The organism is Siphonobacter sp. SORGH_AS_0500, from assembly GCF_002838835.1.
GTDB lineage: Bacteria > Bacteroidota > Bacteroidia > Cytophagales > Spirosomataceae > Siphonobacter.
Genome location: NZ_NHPP01000014.1, coordinates 94,842 through 111,964, shown reverse-complemented (window position 1 = coordinate 111,964; position 17,123 = coordinate 94,842). Strand labels below are relative to the sequence as shown.

Below are 17,123 nucleotides of genomic sequence, written 5' to 3'. Positions count from 1 at the left end.
ACAAGTAAGTTAATAGTTTACAAGTTTTCAGTTTTCCGTTTTTCGTTTTCAATTATTGTTACAAAGGCTCTCGGTTTTAGCTGATCTTTAGTTCTTTCTTTTGCACAAAGACTCTATGTTACCAAGGCTCACAACGGAAAAAGAAAAGGCTCCTGGTTTCCCAAGAGCCTTTCTAATACCTAACAACCAGTAACTAGAACTTATACGTTACACCGATCCGCGAATTGCGGCCAGGCTCTGCCTGCCAGTAATAATAAGTCCCGTAAGCTGCACCCGTATACAAGTACGTATCCAGAACGTTGAAGACGTTAGCGGTTACGTTAAAGCGATCATTTTCCCAATAGATACCGCCGTCAAGCTTGAAATAATTAGGTAATTCTCCATAACTCGTAGCTGACCAGTTCCAAGTAGTACGATTTCCCTGATAATTGAAGCCCGCGGAGAAACCCGTGCCCTTCAGTACACCTTTCTGAATTTTGTAGGTTACCCATGCATTGGCGTTGTGTTTGGCATACCCTGGAATCTTATCACCCACTTTCGCGTCCGACGTTTCTTTCGTCACTTTTGAATCCGTTAAAGCATAGTTGGCAATCAGGCTTAAACCGGGAGCAATCTCACCACGTAAGTCAAACTCAATGCCTTGGGTCTGCGTTTGTCCTAACTGTAACACAAAGTTTTGACCAGCCGCATTGCTTGGATCGGGCGAAAGTTGGTTGTTTTTCAGGATGCGATAAATCGCCAGCGTTGTATTCCACTTACCACCAAACCAGTCACGTTTAAAACCTACTTCAAGGTTATTACCTGAAATGGGTTTGATGCGACCTCCACTACGGAGAATACCCGTTTGAGGAAGGAATGTCTGATCATACAATGCGTAAACGCTTGTATTCTTATCAATTGAGCCACTCAACCCAAACCGGGGTGTTACTTTCTTATCAGACGTGATGGTATTGTACTGGTTGTCTTTCGCATAAGTAAAGCGACCCGCAATGGTCAGGCGTAAACGATTTTCGAAGAATCCTAACTCGTCCTGTAAGTACAGCCCCGTATAGCTCTGAGAAAGCGTTCCGTAAATTCCCGCCCGTTCAGCCAGAGGTTTTGAACGATCAAAATTTGGATATCCATTCGCAGGCGAACCGTAAGTAGGACGGTAGATATTAAAAGATTTCGATGTATCCAGGTTATGAGACTGATTCCAGTCGGCCAGGTATTGTTTGCTACCCAAGTCCAGACCAGCCAGAATGCGGTGGTGAACTTTTCCGGTTTGTTCTTCACCATTCAGGAATAACTGACCGAATTTGGAAACATTGGAAGCATCCCAAAGACTAACGCTACGGATAATATTACCAGCGGCATCAGGTTCGCCTACTCCATAAGCAGGCCACATTGAGCTGCCCTTCTGCATATAATTGAAATAGGCTACCTGAGCAGTTAATTTCCAACGATCATTCAGCTGATGCTGAAGATTGACTGTCAAGTTATGATCATCAATGTTGGTAGGTTCCAACCCAGGATCAGATAGTGTAAAGTTGCGGGGTAATACCGCATAGCCGTCTTTCGCAAATACATAATAACTACCTACGTTTGACATTTTGGCGTGCTGATACACGTACTCTGTAGTCAAAGTAGTTTTATCATCAAGTTTATACGTGATAACGGGGGCAATGCTGAAACGGTTGTTATACTCGTAAGGACGGAAGGAGTTTTTAGTCTGACCCATGACGTTAAAACGGTACAGCACTTTATCCGAGAATTTTCCATCCAGATCCAGCGAGGTCCGGTAAAAATCATAACTGCCCAAGAGCAGGCTCGCTTCGCCTTTAGTTACCCCGGTGGGACGTTTGGTTACCACGTTGTACATACCGGCAGGCTCGCCGTTTGACATCATAAATCCCGCAGGACCTTTCACAAATTCAATGTGATCCACGAAGCTCATGTCTTCGGTTAAAGGTCCCCAGGTAGACGTAATGTTCATGCCATTCCGAAATGCCGAAGCCCGTGAGCCACGCATGTTTACCCGAGCATAGGTATCTCCCCAGTGTTCCAGACGAGTGGCCCCGCTGACGTTACGGATCAACCCGTCGCTTAGGCTTGTAATTTGCTGAATACCTAATACTTTACCCGTAATCACCTGAATGTTCTGAGGAGCTTCCAGAATAGGTTCACTGATGCGTAAGGTCGAAGAAACCTGATTGCTATGGTAAGGATTCTGAGCCGAACGGACCACTACTTCCTGAAGTTCATTAGATGATTCATGAAGCATGAAAGAAACAGTAGTCGTTTCATTTTCAAGCACTTCAATAGCCTGCTCCTGGGATTTCAACCCAACGAAACTAGCCACAAGCGTATATTTCCCAGCCCGTACTTTGGGAATAGTGAAATTACCCTGCTCATCCGTCATGGCACCAATGGCCCGACCTTTCAGGCTTACGGTAACACTAAAAGCGGGTTTGTTATCGGAAGTAAGTACCTGTCCGGTGATTTTGCCATTCTGAGCGAAGGCACAGATGCTCAATAGAAGAAGAAAGCTAGTGTGTAGAAACCTCACGGCCATATTTTTAAATATTGGGAAACAAACATAGAATGGCCGCAAATCTAAGTCTATTTAGATTAATTAAAAATAAATTATTTCTTTTTTTAATCTTATCTTAAGGATTGGTTTTCCTGACCTTTTTGATCACATTATCCACGATTCCATTAATCTCTGGAGAAATACGTAAGCCTACCACCAGAGAAGCAAAAACGACGGTGGTCACCGTTCCGCGAAGAGCGATGTTAATTACCTGGCTAAGAAAAGATTCACCAAAATCAGGAATGGCCCAGGTAATGAGATAGGTTACCAAACCAATGCCAAACGCTCCCAGTGTTTGCTGCGTGAAGGGTAATATTTTAAATTTCCAATAAACAAAAGCCGCCCGCATGGTGCTGTAAATCAGAATAGTAATGGTAGTAGCCATCGCGGAGCCGTTGATACCGAAGCGAGGGATTAGCAGATGGTTCGTCCAGATGGTTAAGCCCCCTAAAATCAGTACGAAAACCGTTGAAACGCGGTAATACTGGGAATAACCCATAATCTCGCTACTCATCCCTCCCGCCATGTCCAGCAGGCGAGTAATCAGGAATAGAAAAACGACCGTTGTCCCCGAAGCAAATTCGGCTCCTTTGGGTAAAATCTTGAAGAGATCATCAATGTTTGACCAGATACCAATGAATAGAAAAAGTCCCGCAAGTAACTGGTGCAGAGCCACTTTCTGGTGCATTTGCTGAACGGTTTCGTACTTCTTCTCCCGCAGCGACTGAGCTACTAATGGAATTGCAATCTGCGTTAATGATTTTTTTGGAATCTCAATGAGCGAGGCAATGAGGGTGGCCGTAGCAAAAATTCCGGCCCAACTCTGGCCTTTATAGGAGCCAATTAATAGAATATCCAGGTAGGTACAAAGGGTCGTTCCGATGGCTCCGATGGAGGCAACAAAGCCGAATCTCATCATCTCACCGATCACCGGGTTTACCAGTTTCCAGGAAATGGGGGCCAGATAGAGCTTGCCCATGTATCGCAGATAAATCAGCAAACCAATGCCTACAAAAGCATTGGAAAATACAAACAACTGCACGAACTGATCGAGCGTCACAAGCTTGAATCCATACAGCAGAATCACCGCCATATTGGCCAGTTTCAGTCCTACTTCGCGTAAAAAAGCAGGGATGGCAATGCGTTGCAAATTGCGACAGTACGCCTCCAGAATGCCCTGTAACAGGTTAAAGCCCGTCAGCCAAATCAACAGGTAATAGTACCTCACTAACTCCGGCGATTGGTCTTCGTAGAAATCAGTAAACCAGGGCTTGGCAGCCAGGAATACCGCGATAAAGACTACGAAATAAAAGGCGGCATACCCCAGCAGAAAGGTTAGGAAACCGTTATGCTTTAATTCTTCATTTCGGAAATGACTGAAGAATCGATCGGCGATGGCTGGGCCGCCGAAGGTGAAAATGCCGTAAAGTAATAAACTGAAACTCAATAATGAACGAGTCAATCCGATTTCCTGGGTTTCCAGAAAATACAGGGCAACGACCATCTGATTGAGCGTGCCGATCACAACGCCCAGATAGGTTACCCCCGTGGCTTTCAAACTCTGCCGAATAACTATTCCCAAGGTATAATGCTGTTTATTTTTTTATTTGATTATAGGGTGTTTGAGTTTTGTCTGATGTATGAGAGTTTGAATGTTTGATTAGCCATCTGCGGGGAATGTATAAAATTTCCGATTTGCTCTTTCGGATTTGTAATCCGAAAGCCATCTGTAAGGGATTTATAATCCCCAATCCACCCTTTCCCCCGGATTTCATCCGGGGCTATCCAGCCCGGGGCTATTCATATTCAACCCCTCCGGGGTTGATTTCTTCCTCAAGCTTTTCAAACCCTAATCAAACATTCAAACTCTCCATCTACTTCAAACCATCTTTCCCATGCTGAATGCTTTCATCCGAAAAGCCTTTCAGGTACGCCAGCGTTTGTCGGTATTTAATCCATTCCGTTTTTCTGAGGTTTTTACTGGAAATCAAGGCCTGCATGAAGCGAAACGTTGATTTCACTCCGAAAGCCATCACCCGCCAATATCCCACAGAAAAAGGTTTTACTCCCATCATCCAGGCCCTGGCAGCTCCGCTGGCGTGACTGCGTTGCATTCGGTACGGCACCTGCCAGTTTCGGGCGGGTGTCCAGTGTTGAATGCGGGCCGCTGGTTCAAACCAGAAAATTCGGTCGGCCTCGGCCTGATGATCTTTATAAATTCGGAAAAACAAATCGGTTTCTTCTCCCATACGGGGCATATGATCGCCCCCACCCCCTAGTTCTTCCTGAAAACCTTTGTATTTTTCAAGTAAGCTTCTGGCAATTCCCATGTTACCCCCGGCAAAACCAAACGGAGCTCGATGAGCCGGAATGTAACCCGCTTTTTCTCCCCAACTCCGTAACTCAAATTCGGGAATGAACCATTTGGGAGGCGTTTCCGCGTACCAGGGTTCTACCAGTCCCCCCACGGCCAGGGGCTGTGGCTGTTGTCGCAAAGCTCCTAACATGGCCATCGCCCATTGGGGATCTACCCGAATATCATCATCCAGATAAGCCACAAAGGTGCCTTTGGCTTCCCGCCAACCCCGGTTTCGGGCAATGCTACGACCGGGTTTACCTTCAAAAAAATAATGAATATGCGGATACTTTTCCGTAAAGATTCGAACGACTTCGGAGGTATTATCTTTGGAGTTATTATCAATGACTATAATCTCAAACTGACTGGTTTCCAGGGTCTGTTTTGTTAGATCTTCCAAAGCCAGACCAATCAGGTCGGCCCGGTTATAGGTACAGATGACGACCGAAAGGGGTAACTCATTCATGTAAATCCTTTCGTTTGAGTTTCAGGATACGATACTTCACGAACATTACCAGTTTGATATAGCGATGACGCATGCCGTACTTCCAGGAACTTCGGATAACCGCTTCGGTGCCCTTCGGTAATGGACCCACATAACCCGCTTTTCTAATTTCATCCACTGTTTTGACCTTCAGTCGCCAGCACCAGTAACCGTACGCTCCGGCATAGGGTTCTCGACGGAGGTCAATACCAAATTTTTCGGCTACCGTAAAGTATTCAAACAGTAATAAGTTCTTGTTTTTGGTAACCGAAGCGGTGACCTGCTTTTCATGAATGGCGACTCCCACTAACGCTTCAGGGATGTAAGCCGCCACCGGACAGTATCGCAGACAACGCACGTAAAAGTCTACATCAACGAGCCATTTCAGTTGAGAATCAAAGAAAATCCCCGTTGATTTTCGGAACATAACGGTACTGGGCACCCCAACAAAATCTGCCGTAATTAATACTTCCGGCTCGGTTTTAAGTTCCTCTAACTGCTTTTCTGAAGGTCGATTGAGGCGAATGCGTTCATCGGTTTCCAACCGGCGAATATCCGTATTGGCGAAAGCAAAAACGGCTTCCGGCTGATCGTCGAGAGCTTTTACGAATAAAGCCAGACTATCGGGACGTAGTAACCAGTCGTCGTGATGATGAACGAGGACATACTCGCCCTGAGCCAACCGCAGCCCCGCATTCCAGTTTTCGGGTGTTCCTAGTGAAGGTCGGTGCGACTGGTAGGTAATGGGTAATCGATCCTGCCAGAGTTCCGCCAGTTTCCGAACGGAATCATCGGGGGTGTCGTCCGTCAGGATTAGTTCAAAATCGCGAAACGTTTGTGTTTCCAGTGCCCGCAGTGCTTTTTCCAGCAAGTCAGGTTCTTTATACGCAGGAATACAAACCGAAAGTTTCGGCATAAATCAGGGACTTTTTTGACCACGAAGGTAAGGCCACTTCGGTAGTTTTCTGTTTCCGGTTTTCAGTTTTCAATGGAGCGATTGTGGTTTAGAGGGTTACGTTTTGAGTTTTGAGTTTCGGGTTTTGAGTTTTTGACCTATTTCGTCTTGCTGTTATTTACTAGTAATCAGTCAGTTACCTGCTTCATCTACCCTTCTATTTTCGTTCAGTATTCATTAACCCTCCATCATTTTCAAGAACGAAATCGAAAGTAATCCTGATGAAGTGGTTATTTTACATGAATTTTGCAGTCAAAAGTCAGTTTGGATTTTCGGTAATAAACTGAAAACTACCCACTGTCAACAGTCAACTCAAAAAATGGCATTAACCTTTCTATCAAAAGTTGTCCCCGAATCCTGGATTCCTTACCTGAAGTTTGTTCGGGCTCCGTGGAATTTTCACCTGCTCCAGAAAGACAAGTTTCACTACGCCACGGACAAGCTTTATACCGAAGTCAATACAGAATTTAAGCAAGACCCTCGTTTCGCCAGAGCTTACCAGTGGGTTACCAAACTCGGCGGTTCGCTGGTGCCTAAAAACGGCATGGAGTGGCGAATTTATATGCTTTGCTGGGCGGCAGATCAGGTTAAAAACCTCCCCGGCGACTTTGTGCCTGCGGCGTATTCAGTGGTTTCTGCGACCGGGCCATTATGGAATACATCGACTTCCAGAAAACAGATAAGCGGTATTACCTGATGGATACCTTTCAGGGCCTGGACCCACGGTACAGTTCTGATTACGAAATCAAGCGAAACCATACGATGGGTTACGAGAAAAGTCAGAATTTATACGAGCAGGTCAAGCAGACTTTTCAGGGTTTCAACGTTCGTATTATCAAAGGAGCTATTCCAGATACCTTACCCCAGGCCGACACCGAGCAGATCTGCTTTCTATCCATTGATATGAATGCTGTCGTTCCCGAAGTCGCAGCACTGGAATATTTCTGGCCCAAACTGGTCAAAGGAGCCGTGGTTATTTTCGATGATTACGGATTCCCCACTTGCGAAGCCCAGAAACACGGCCACGACGCTTTCGCCCAAAAGGTAGGTCACAGCATTTTCACCTCCCCCACGGGACAGGGTATTTTGATTAAACAATTTTAATACAGTTTTCAGTGGTTAGTTTACAGTTTTCAGTTAGGATAAAATTTAAACTAACGGCAAACTGAAAACTGAAGACTGGAAACTGGAAACTATCATGTTTGCACCGATTGCTTTGTTTTGTTACAATCGTCCGGAACACCTCCGACAAACGGTTCGAAGTTTGCTTCGCTGTCCTGAATCGGAGTTTAGTCCTCTGTATATTTTTTCGGACGGCCCTCGAACGGCGGAAGATGAGGAAAAGGTAAAGGCCGTTCGGGAATTTGCCCAAAGCATTCGAGGGTTTGGAAGTATTGAACTGAATTTCAGTGAAAATAATCGAGGACTGGCCGCTTCGATCATTCGGGGCGTTACGCAGGTCTTGTCCATGCATGATAAAATCATCGTGATGGAAGACGATCTGCTCTGCACCCGGGACTACCTGCGATTCATGAACGAATCGCTGCAATATTACCGGAATGACGTAAGAGTCTTTTCTGTTTCGGGGTACCTCTATCCCATTACCATTCCCGACGAATATCCGCACGAGGTGTTATTACTCGCACGAGGCTGTTCATACGGCTGGGGGACCTGGCCCGATCGCTGGCAAAAGGTAGACTGGGAGGTAAAGGACTTCCCGGAATTCATGAAGAACAAACCCGCTCAACGGGAATTTATGCGGGGCGGGGAAGATTTGTTACCCATGCTGAAGAAGCAGCAAGTGGGCGATCTGAATTCCTGGGCCATCCGCTGGACCTACGCTCATTACAAACATCAGGCGTATAACCTGCACCCGCGATTTTCAAAACTGGAGAGTACAGGTATGGACGGCTCAGGCACCAATTTTGGGAAAGGAACGCACCGCTGGGATGTGCAACGCGTGGAACGATTAACCCGCCTGACCAAGGCCGTTTCTCCCGACGAAGCCATTCATAAAAACCTTCGCCGGCACTTCCGCCTCAGCCTGATTCGAAAGCTTATTAATCGATTTAAATACGGAATTTGATTAGTTTTCAGTTTCCTGTTTACCGTTTTCAGTTACTCTTTCATTAGATATGAGCGTTTGTCCAATTTGAAAACTACCCACTGAAAACTACGAGAGTTATGCCTACATCCGTTACGCTTTTTAGTACTTCTGATAACATGGGCGGAGCTTCTATGGGAGCTCTCCGTCTGCAGCAGGCCTTAAGTCGGTATACTCCTTTATTTTCCCAGATTCTAGTCCAGCAAAAACAGACTTCCAGCGAAGCAGTAGTAGCGTATGATGACTCCTGGTGGGGAAAGAAAAAGGCCCTGACCCGCTTTGCGGGCGAGCGATTATATCTGAAAGCATACGAAAAATCTAAAGAGCAGCACTGGGCTTTCGACCCGGCCTTATTCGGAGAAGATGTAACCGATCATCCATTTGTGCAAAAAGCTCATATTCTGCATTTACACTGGATTAATCATGGTTTTCTTTCTACCAAATCATTTCAGAAACTAGCTGATTTAAAGAAACCTATCGTCTGGACGATGCATGACATGTGGCCCTTCACGGGCGGTTGTCATCACAGCGGCGACTGTAATCATTACCAGGTAGCGTGTGGCAATTGTAAATTTTTACGATACCCTTCCGAAATCGACTTGTCCCACGAAATTTGGGAACGTAAGAAAAAAGTGATGGACCCGGCTGCGTTAACGATGGTAGCCTGTAGCGACTGGCTCGCCGATCGGGCTCGTCAAAGCAGTTTACTGAAAGACCATACCGTAGTCAGCATTCCGAACCCCATTGATACGGACGTTTTCAAACCGATTGACAAAAAAGAAGCTCGCTGGAAATTGAACGTCCCGCAACATAAACATCTCATTCTCTTCGCAGCCATGCGGGTAGATGCTCCGATGAAGGGCTTTTCTTACTTTAAGGAAGCTCTGGAAAAAATGGCGGCACTGTACCCGGAAACGAAAGACCAGGTTGAGTTATTAATCTTTGGACAAACGCAGGGATTGCCTGCTCTGCCCTATCGGTCGCATCATCTCGGTCGCCTGTCCGATCCTGAACGTATTGCCCGGGCCTATTCGGCAGCTTCCGTTTTCGTGATTCCTTCGCTGGAAGAAAACCTGCCTTATACCATCATGGAGCTATGTCTTGCGGCACCCCTTCGGTAGGTTTTCGCATTGGTGGCATTCCAGAGTTAATTGATGATGGCATTAATGGAGCTCTGGCTGACTATCGTTCTTCCGATGATCTCATGCGGGCGATGCATCAGACCCTTTACGCCCCCAACGCGAAACAACTTCAGCAAAACGCCCGAACCAAGGTACTGGAAAATTACGCGGAACCTGTCATTGCCCGGCGTTATGAAGACTTATATAAACATCTAAAAATGTAGAGACGCGACTTCATCGCGTCTGGCTGGCGAATGGAGATCATTGGAATGGGGACCTAAACAGTCTCTACCCAGACGCGATTGATCGCGTCTCTACTTTATTTCGTCCAGCCGTTGATTACTGAGATAACGGCCAACTGAAAATTACCATGTCCTTTTATAATCAACGTTTAGTCCATTTTCAGGAAGAATTAACGAATCTGAATCGTCGTTATAACCTCGTTGGAACCTTTCGATTTTTAACAGTTCTATTAGCAGGATTTATCATTTACCTGACGCAAACATCCACCGAAGGCTGGATCTGGTTTTTACTCATTATTCCCCTAGGGCTGTTTCGTTACTTGATGAGTCTGCATGAAAAACTGTCCAGTCAAATGGCCATTACCCAAAGACTCATCCAGATCAATCAAAATGAAATTGATTATTTAACTGGAGGGAAACTTCCCTTCGCAAACGGCATTCAACACCAGCAAGTCTCCCATCCCTACGCTTTTGACCTGGATTTATTCGGAGAAAAATCGCTCTATCAACACCTGAACCGAACCGCCACTTCCATTGGACAGGAAGCTTTAGCTCAACAATTATTAAACCGACTACCAGACCATAAAATTAACGCCCGACAAAGGGCTATTCAGGAGTTGGCAGGCTGTGCGGAGTGGCGACAGGAGTTTTACGCTCTGGCTCAAATTGGTCAGGATACTTCGGAAGAATACCGGGCTATTCTGGACTGGGCTGAGCGAAAAAGTCCGCCCGTCAAACCCATTTTTAGAGTTTTGGCTTTTGCGGTTCCTGCCTTATTAGTCATTTGCCTGCTCTTTTTCGTATTAACCTGGGACACTGATTTATTAACCCTCGCCGGAATTGTAGGAGTTATTAACCTATTCCTGGTTTCCAGAAACTTAAAACAGATTCAATCGGAAACCGTTGATTCGGAACGCATCGGCATTATTATAAAAAAATACAGTACGCTCATTCAATCCATTGAAAAACAGGATTTTAAAAGCGAAGAATTACAAGCCTTAAAACAGATTTACCAGTCCCAAAATCAGGCGGCCAGTTTGAGCGTTCGACAACTTTCCTCGTTATTAGCGGCCATGAATGGTATTAATCATGCCTTAGCTGCAATTATTACTAATGGTTTCTACCAATCGCACGTTCATACCCTGCATCAGTTATTAAACTGGAAAGCCAAATACGCCGCTTCGATCAAAGACTGGCTAGCTACTTTAGGTACTTTCGAAACCCTGAACAGCTTTGCCAATTTCGCCTATAATAATCCCGATTTTGCCTACCCGACCCTAAGCCAATCCGGCGAAGTTTCATTCAAAAGCCTGGCTCACCCTTTGTTACGTCGGGAGAAACGGGTGGCTAATGACGTAACTTTTCATCCGCAATTCATTATCCTTACGGGTTCGAATATGTCAGGAAAAAGTACGTTTTTACGGACGCTCGGAATCAATCTTTTGTTAACCAATGTAGGCTCCTGCGTATGTGCAACGGCAGCTACCGTTCAGCCCATGGATATTCTGGTTTCCATGCGATTAAGTGATTCGCTGGCGGATAGTGAATCGTATTTTTTCGCCGAAGTAAAGCGTTTGAAAGAGATCATCACTACTCTGAATGAAAAGGTATGTTTTGTCTTACTGGACGAAATTTTCCGGGGAACGAATTCCGACGATAAACGCAGCGGAACGATTGAAGTAATTAAAAAACTGATCGAAAAACGAGCGATTGGCGTCATTGCTACGCACGATCTGGAAGTCTGTGATATTACTGCCGATTATCCCGAAATGCTGAGTAACAAGTGCTTCGAAGCCGAGATTATTAACGATGAACTTTTCTTCAGTTATCAATTACTAGAAGGCATCTGCCAAAACCGAAGTGCGACGTTCCTGATGCGAAAGATGGGCGTTATTTAGTGCCGTTTGTAAACGTTTGATTTTTTGTTTGAGTAAGTTTCTACTATCTGTTATACGGTAGAGACGCGACTTCATCGCGTCTGGGTAGAGGCTGCTTTAGTTAGGATTTCCCCTGTCATGGCTGGTGTCTCACCAGCCATTTGTACGCAAACAGTGGTTGGTGAGACACCAACCACGGCGTAAGAACCGCTCTTTCGGATTTGCAATCCGAAAGACCTCTGTCAGGGATTTGTAATCCCAATCAGCAACGATTCTACCTTTTCAAACCCTGATAAACCATTTCAGAAATCGTTGCCATCGTTTGAATGGCATTTTCGCGGGTATCCCAATCCCGGGAGAGTAAGACGATTACATATGAACGACCGTCGGGGAGATAGACAATGCCCGAGTCGTGGTAAATGTTGGTGATAGAGCCGGTTTTGTGAGCAACCTTCGTTCCAGCAGGGAGTTTAGCAGGAATAATATCGTTGAATTTCTGATCCAGTAGAATCTGAATCATGGCCTTTGAAGACTCTTTATTAACTGCTTTTCCTTTGGCTATCTTCTCGAATAACTCCGCTAAATCATAAGCCGTTACTTCATTATTCAGTCCTTTCTGATACGCCTTCTGATCTTCCACCCCACGTCTGATCTGACTATTCTTTGCTCCTAATTGATGAAAAGTTTTGGTAACCTTTTCCGCACCAACCAGATCAATAATAATATTCGTAGCCAGGTTACTGCTTACGATAATCATCTGATACATCAAATCATAAATCGACTTTTTCTGATCCACTTCGGTATATAACTTCTGTTCGCTATCCGTTTCGGGAGTTAAGCGGTACGTACTTCCATCTACAATACTCTTAAACTCATTCTTTACCAGAATGGAATCCCTTACAGCAAACTTCCCGGCTGCTGCCTGTTTGTATACTTCCACCATCACTGGCGTTTTCATGGTACTGGCCGCGTGGAACAACTCGTGTTCATTGATATACACGGTCTGCTTCGATTGCAGATTTTTAAATGCAACCGCATAGGTTCCTTTTTTATCAGCGAGGTACTGCGTAATCTGATCTTTTAAGGTCATTTGCTGGGCGGAACTGATCAGCGGAAAAAGAAGGCAAAAGAACCATTTCATAGCGTTTGGGAAAGAAGCATGTTTTTGCCAAGTTACGCTTGGATACGTTAGAAATCAATAGCGTCACTTGATTCGGTCCATTAGTTCAGGTGTCATTCCAACAGCGGAAAAACCACCGTCGTGGTACAGATTCTGCATGGTAACTGAACGCGTCAAATCCGAGAAAAGCGTAACGATATAATCGGCACAGGCTTCTGCGGAAGCGTTACCTAACGGTGACAGGTGTTCAGCGTATGCAAAGAACGCATCGAAGTCTCCTACACCCGTTCCCGCAGTAGTTTTGGTCGGCGATTGCGAAACCGTATTCACCCGAACTTTTCTAAGTTTCCCGTATCGGTAGCCATAACTTCGGGCGATGCTTTCGAGCATGGCCTTGGCCTGCGACATGTCTGTGTATTCAGGAAAAGATCGTTGGGCAGCGATGTAACTCAGGGCTACAACGGAGCCGTATTCGGCAATAGCATCCTGTTTTTCAGCCGTTTGAAGGAGTTTATGAAAAGATAATGCCGAAATATCCAGCGTCTTCAGAAACCAGTCGTAATTCAAATCTCCGTAAGAACGGCCTTTGCGAATATTGGGACTCATCCCGATGGAATGAAGCACAAAATCGATCTTCCCTCCCAACACCCTTTGCGATTCGCTCCAGAGGTTTTCCAGATCGTTTACGTTGGTAGCATCCGCAGCGATAATCGGAGCCTGGCAAGCCTCCGATAACCTTGGCATGTCGCCCACTCGCAGAGCAACGGGAGCATTCGTCAACACCAATGTGGCTCCTTCTTCGTAACATTTCAACGCTACTTTCCAGGCGATAGAATGTTCATCTAAGGCTCCAGAAATAATTCCTCGTTTTCCTTTTAATAAACCGTAAGCCATTCGTTTTTTGTGACGGAGTGAAGGGCCAAAGTAACTGAAAGATTAGCGGTCTTTGCTAAGTGAGGGCTGCTTTTCCCATTCGTTCCAGCAAATACTCATTCATTTACCAGAATCTAATCCTCATGAAACGTATGCACACCTTATTACCCGAGATCAGACCAGCCGTATCGAATGACCTTTTTTCGATTTTATTACTGTATAAAGATGCTTTGCAGGACGATAAAATTTTGTCGGAAGCAGAGGCTATGCACATTTTCAAAACCATGCAGAGCTACCCTTCTTATACTATATACGTGGCCTTGGTACAGGGGAGAATCATCGGAACGTTTGCCTTACTCATCATGGACAATCTGGGTCATAACGGAGCCAAATCAGCCGTTATAGAAGATGTGGCCGTAGGTTCAGAATTTCAGGGACAGGGCATTGGCAAACGCATGATGCAGTTTGCCATGGAGAAATGTCGGGAAGAAAAGTGCTATAAAGTGAGTCTTTCCAGCAACCTTATTCGCGAAAAAACCCATGCTTTTTACGAATCGCTGGGATTTCGAAAGCATGGGTTTAGTTTCTGGGTTGACCTCTAATGATCAGTGAAATACCTCTTTCCCCATCGATGATTTTTCACCGATTTGCCGAAGCTGATTTGAGGTTAACGTACTGCCATCATGCGACCAGCCGGGTGGAGCAAAGATGTAGTTGAATTTATCCTTCCAGTCCAGTCCGGGTTTGCTCAGGTCTTCGGCGAGGTGTCGCCATTCATCAAAAGCAACGTCCGTAAATTTCTGGCTGGGCAGGGGTTTGGTTAGTCCAAAATACGTTGGATCGTTAGGATCTTCTTCGGCATATGTTCCGAAGATTTTATCCCAGATAATGAGCACCTGACCCATGTTTTTGTCGAGGTAATTCACATTGGAGGCGTGATGTACGCGGTGATGCGATGGGGTTACCATGAATTTTTCCAGGAAGCCAAGCTTTCCTACCGTTTCGGTATGCAGAAAAAACTGATAGGTCTGATTTACTGCATAGATGAACATGATATGCAGGGCATCAAAACCCAGCAAAGCCGCCGGGACATAAAACAAGTACCGGTAAAGGGGTTGAAACATTGACGAACGCAGGGCTACCGTCAGGTTATACCGTTCGGCGGAATGGTGCGTAGAATGCACCGCCCACAAGACGCGGCAGTAATGTTCGGCCCGGTGTAACCAGTAAAAGCAAAAGTCCTGAGCAAAGAAAACGCCTGCCCAGGCCGCCAGGGGATGTTGCTGCCAGAAATCCCAAAGTGGAGAAAACCGGGCCAGCCCATCAAGCACAAAAAAGGTAAGCCCTTTCATGAGCACGTCCATGAGCAAACCGCCCAGGCCCAGCAGCAGACTATTACGGGTTTCCTTGAAATTATACAATCCAAGGCGTTCGCGATGCGAGATGTAAAGCTCCAGTACAATAAAAATAATGTACACTGGAGTAGTGATGAAGGTAAATATACGTTCCATGGCAATCAAGGTGTTACTCTAAGCACCTTGCAAAAATGCAACAAATCGTTTTTATTTTTCCTTCAAAATATTAAAACGGAATTAGAATTAAGAACGATGCCCGCTTTCTATTTCCGTTTTAATGCAACTTGACTATATCCTGAATCCTTACTTGCGTTTGGCTTTCGCAGGAGTTAAATCCATGATTTCTACCTTCCTGAAGTCAATAGGCTGCCCTTCGCTTTGCAGAGCGATAAAACCCGAACTCAAGATTTTACCATCTATTTTCTGCTTGGGATCATATCGATTAGCTACGTCGCCGCCAATCTGGGGCTTGGAATACTCCAAAACGACTTTCCCATTGATGATGTGCTGAATCAACGAGTCTCCAAGCACAATCAACTCCGCCCGAACCCACTCATCTTTACCATAGGTCTTAGAGTCAGAATCGATGCAGTGGCGGGTATCCAGCTTGCCTTTGTAGACAATGTTAGTTCCGGGCGAACACATATTACCCGTAGGACGGGCTTTGCCGTCACCTAAGCCTGCAAGAAATTGCATTTCAATGGAAATGGGCCAGTCCTGCTCTTTGGGCATGGTTCGGGGGTCTTGCGAATGGAACATCACTCCACTGTTTAATTCCGTATACGAGGGAGCATCCTTCCGCCAGGGATCAACAAAACGATACTCAACCACCAGATGGTAATGCGAGAATGGCGTCTTGTAATACAGGTGACCATACTGTTCGTTGAATTTGTCGTACTGATCGTAACGAACTTTGATCACCCCATCTTCCACCCGAAAGGTATTCCCGTAATTCACCCCCACATCGTGATGGTGAATCTTTACGATCCAGTCCTTAATGTCTTTGCCATTGAACAGAGGAACCCATTTTTTCTGCTGAGCCTGCGTGGACTGTAGGGCAAGCAGAAGGAATAAACCAACTAGAAAACGCTTCATTTACTGGGGATTAAGAGGTAAAAAGGAGTATTTAAAACAGAAAAGTCGTTAGATTTTAATCGCTTTCAGAGCATAAACCAGCGGAATTTTTCCTTCATAAGGCTGAATCTGAAACTTTCCGGGTTCTACTTCAACGGTTTCAGAGAAGCAGTTATAAGGGGAATAATCAAACTCTTCAAAAGACTGAATTTGCAGCCCATGCTTCAGCAGGTTTCCCATCACTTCCGATAAGGAATGATTCCAGCCCACAGTTTCGGTGGTAATGGGAGCTTCGGGATCGGCATAAGTGCCGGAAATGACTTCCTCGATGGCTTCTTTATTGAAGTAAGAATATTGCAGGTAACGAAAGTTCTCATTGAACATCCAGACAACGGGATGAAATTCAACAAAAACGAGCTTGCCGCCGGGTTTTAAATGTCGGGCAATGACCTCAGCCCAACGATCCATATCAGGTAACCAGCCAATGACACCATAACTGGTAAAAACTACATCAAATTGCTGATTAAGCCGCAAATCGTACACATCAGAACAGATGAATTCGGCATTGAGCAGGTTCATTTGAACAGCCAGCGACTGAGCCGAATAAATGGCTATATCTGATAAATCTACGCCCGTAACCCAGGCTCCCATGCGGGCTAAGGAGAGCGAATCCTGTCCGAAATGACACTGTAGATGCAAAATACTCTGGTCCTGAACGTCGCCTAAAAGATCAAGTTCAATGGATTTTAGCGAGGAGGCTCCCTTCAAAAAACCTTCTAAATCGTAAAAATCAGACTTCAGATGATACAGGGTTCGCTGGTTCCAGCTATTTCGGTTTTTCTCCAGATAATCCATTGGAATCGGTCATTTGAAAAATCAAGTTAGGAAAAAACTGGATAAAGCAGTTCTTCAGATGTATTAAGTAGTTAATAGTTTAGGGTGGTCCATTGATCGACTGATGTTCAGTATTTTTCAACTGAACCATCTATT

14 protein-coding genes and 1 pseudogene are annotated in these 17,123 nt (G+C 45.3%); 6 read left to right on the top strand and 9 right to left on the bottom strand.

Annotated features, from left to right (window positions below):
- Positions 1 to 193: 193 nt before the first annotated feature.
- The 4 genes from BWI96_RS16210 to BWI96_RS16195 all read right to left on the bottom strand — a co-directional run bounded on the left by BWI96_RS16210 (position 194) and on the right by BWI96_RS16195 (position 6,328).
- Positions 194 to 2,515, bottom strand: coding sequence for a TonB-dependent siderophore receptor (locus BWI96_RS16210; protein WP_369804194.1), 2,322 nt, complete (start codon positions 2,513 to 2,515; stop codon positions 194 to 196).
- Between the two features lie 133 nt (positions 2,516 to 2,648).
- Positions 2,649 to 4,154: an oligosaccharide flippase family protein gene (locus BWI96_RS16205; protein ID WP_106637589.1), complete on the bottom strand. Its 1,506-nt coding sequence runs from the start codon at positions 4,152 to 4,154 to the stop codon at positions 2,649 to 2,651.
- A gap of 292 nt (positions 4,155 to 4,446) precedes the next feature.
- Positions 4,447 to 5,394, bottom strand: a complete 948-nt coding sequence (locus tag BWI96_RS16200; RefSeq protein WP_106637588.1) for a glycosyltransferase — start codon at positions 5,392 to 5,394, stop codon at positions 4,447 to 4,449.
- Complete coding sequence (locus tag BWI96_RS16195) at positions 5,387 to 6,328, bottom strand: glycosyltransferase family 2 protein (RefSeq protein ID WP_106637587.1); 942 nt, start codon at positions 6,326 to 6,328, stop codon at positions 5,387 to 5,389. The genes BWI96_RS16200 and BWI96_RS16195 overlap by 8 nt, the downstream gene beginning before the upstream one ends.
- Positions 6,329 to 6,686: 358 nt before the next feature.
- On the opposite strand from BWI96_RS16195, the gene BWI96_RS16190 reads away from it, so the two are divergent.
- The 5 genes and pseudogenes from BWI96_RS16190 (at position 6,687) to BWI96_RS16165 (ending at position 11,732) form a co-directional block, all read left to right on the top strand.
- A complete protein-coding gene (locus BWI96_RS16190; RefSeq protein ID WP_106637586.1) occupies positions 6,687 to 7,064 on the top strand; it encodes a hypothetical protein in 378 nt (125 codons plus the stop codon).
- The gene (locus BWI96_RS16185) at positions 7,019 to 7,471 is read left to right on the top strand and encodes a TylF/MycF/NovP-related O-methyltransferase (RefSeq protein WP_106637585.1); all 453 of its coding nucleotides are present in this window, start codon (positions 7,019 to 7,021) and stop codon (positions 7,469 to 7,471) included. The genes BWI96_RS16190 and BWI96_RS16185 overlap by 46 nt, the downstream gene beginning before the upstream one ends.
- A 94-nt stretch (positions 7,472 to 7,565) precedes the next feature.
- Positions 7,566 to 8,453 (top strand): glycosyltransferase, encoded by an 888-nt coding sequence (locus BWI96_RS16180; RefSeq protein ID WP_106637584.1) that lies wholly within the window; start codon positions 7,566 to 7,568, stop codon positions 8,451 to 8,453.
- A 98-nt stretch (positions 8,454 to 8,551) separates the two neighbouring features.
- Positions 8,552 to 9,805, top strand: a pseudogene (locus BWI96_RS16175) (glycosyltransferase family 4 protein); the annotation flags it as partial.
- 157 nt (positions 9,806 to 9,962) lie between these two features.
- Positions 9,963 to 11,732 carry a DNA mismatch repair protein gene (locus tag BWI96_RS16165; protein ID WP_106637581.1) on the top strand — a complete coding sequence of 590 codons (1,770 nt, stop codon included), beginning with the start codon at positions 9,963 to 9,965 and terminating at the stop codon, positions 11,730 to 11,732.
- A gap of 253 nt (positions 11,733 to 11,985) precedes the next feature.
- On the opposite strand, the gene BWI96_RS16160 is transcribed toward BWI96_RS16165, so the two are convergent.
- Both BWI96_RS16160 and BWI96_RS16155 read right to left on the bottom strand, forming a co-directional pair.
- Positions 11,986 to 12,852: a serine hydrolase gene (locus tag BWI96_RS16160; protein WP_106637580.1), complete on the bottom strand. Its 867-nt coding sequence runs from the start codon at positions 12,850 to 12,852 to the stop codon at positions 11,986 to 11,988.
- A gap of 63 nt (positions 12,853 to 12,915) precedes the next feature.
- Entirely contained in the window at positions 12,916 to 13,725 is an 810-nt protein-coding gene (locus BWI96_RS16155) for an enoyl-ACP reductase (RefSeq protein ID WP_106637579.1), read from the bottom strand.
- A gap of 122 nt (positions 13,726 to 13,847) precedes the next feature.
- Between BWI96_RS16155 and BWI96_RS16150 the strand changes: the two genes are divergently transcribed.
- Positions 13,848 to 14,306, top strand: coding sequence for a GNAT family N-acetyltransferase (locus tag BWI96_RS16150; RefSeq protein WP_198555271.1), 459 nt, complete (start codon positions 13,848 to 13,850; stop codon positions 14,304 to 14,306).
- A 3-nt stretch (positions 14,307 to 14,309) separates the two neighbouring features.
- On the opposite strand, the gene BWI96_RS16145 is transcribed toward BWI96_RS16150, so the two are convergent.
- From BWI96_RS16145 to BWI96_RS16135, 3 genes are all read right to left on the bottom strand, one after another.
- The gene (locus tag BWI96_RS16145; RefSeq protein ID WP_106637577.1) at positions 14,310 to 15,215 is read right to left on the bottom strand and encodes a sterol desaturase family protein; all 906 of its coding nucleotides are present in this window, start codon (positions 15,213 to 15,215) and stop codon (positions 14,310 to 14,312) included.
- 147 nt (positions 15,216 to 15,362) lie between these two features.
- Complete coding sequence (locus tag BWI96_RS16140; protein ID WP_106637576.1) at positions 15,363 to 16,154, bottom strand: DUF1080 domain-containing protein; 792 nt, start codon at positions 16,152 to 16,154, stop codon at positions 15,363 to 15,365.
- Between the two features lie 48 nt (positions 16,155 to 16,202).
- Complete coding sequence (locus BWI96_RS16135) at positions 16,203 to 16,988, bottom strand: bifunctional 2-polyprenyl-6-hydroxyphenol methylase/3-demethylubiquinol 3-O-methyltransferase UbiG (protein ID WP_106637575.1); 786 nt, start codon at positions 16,986 to 16,988, stop codon at positions 16,203 to 16,205.
- Positions 16,989 to 17,123 lie beyond the last annotated feature (135 nt).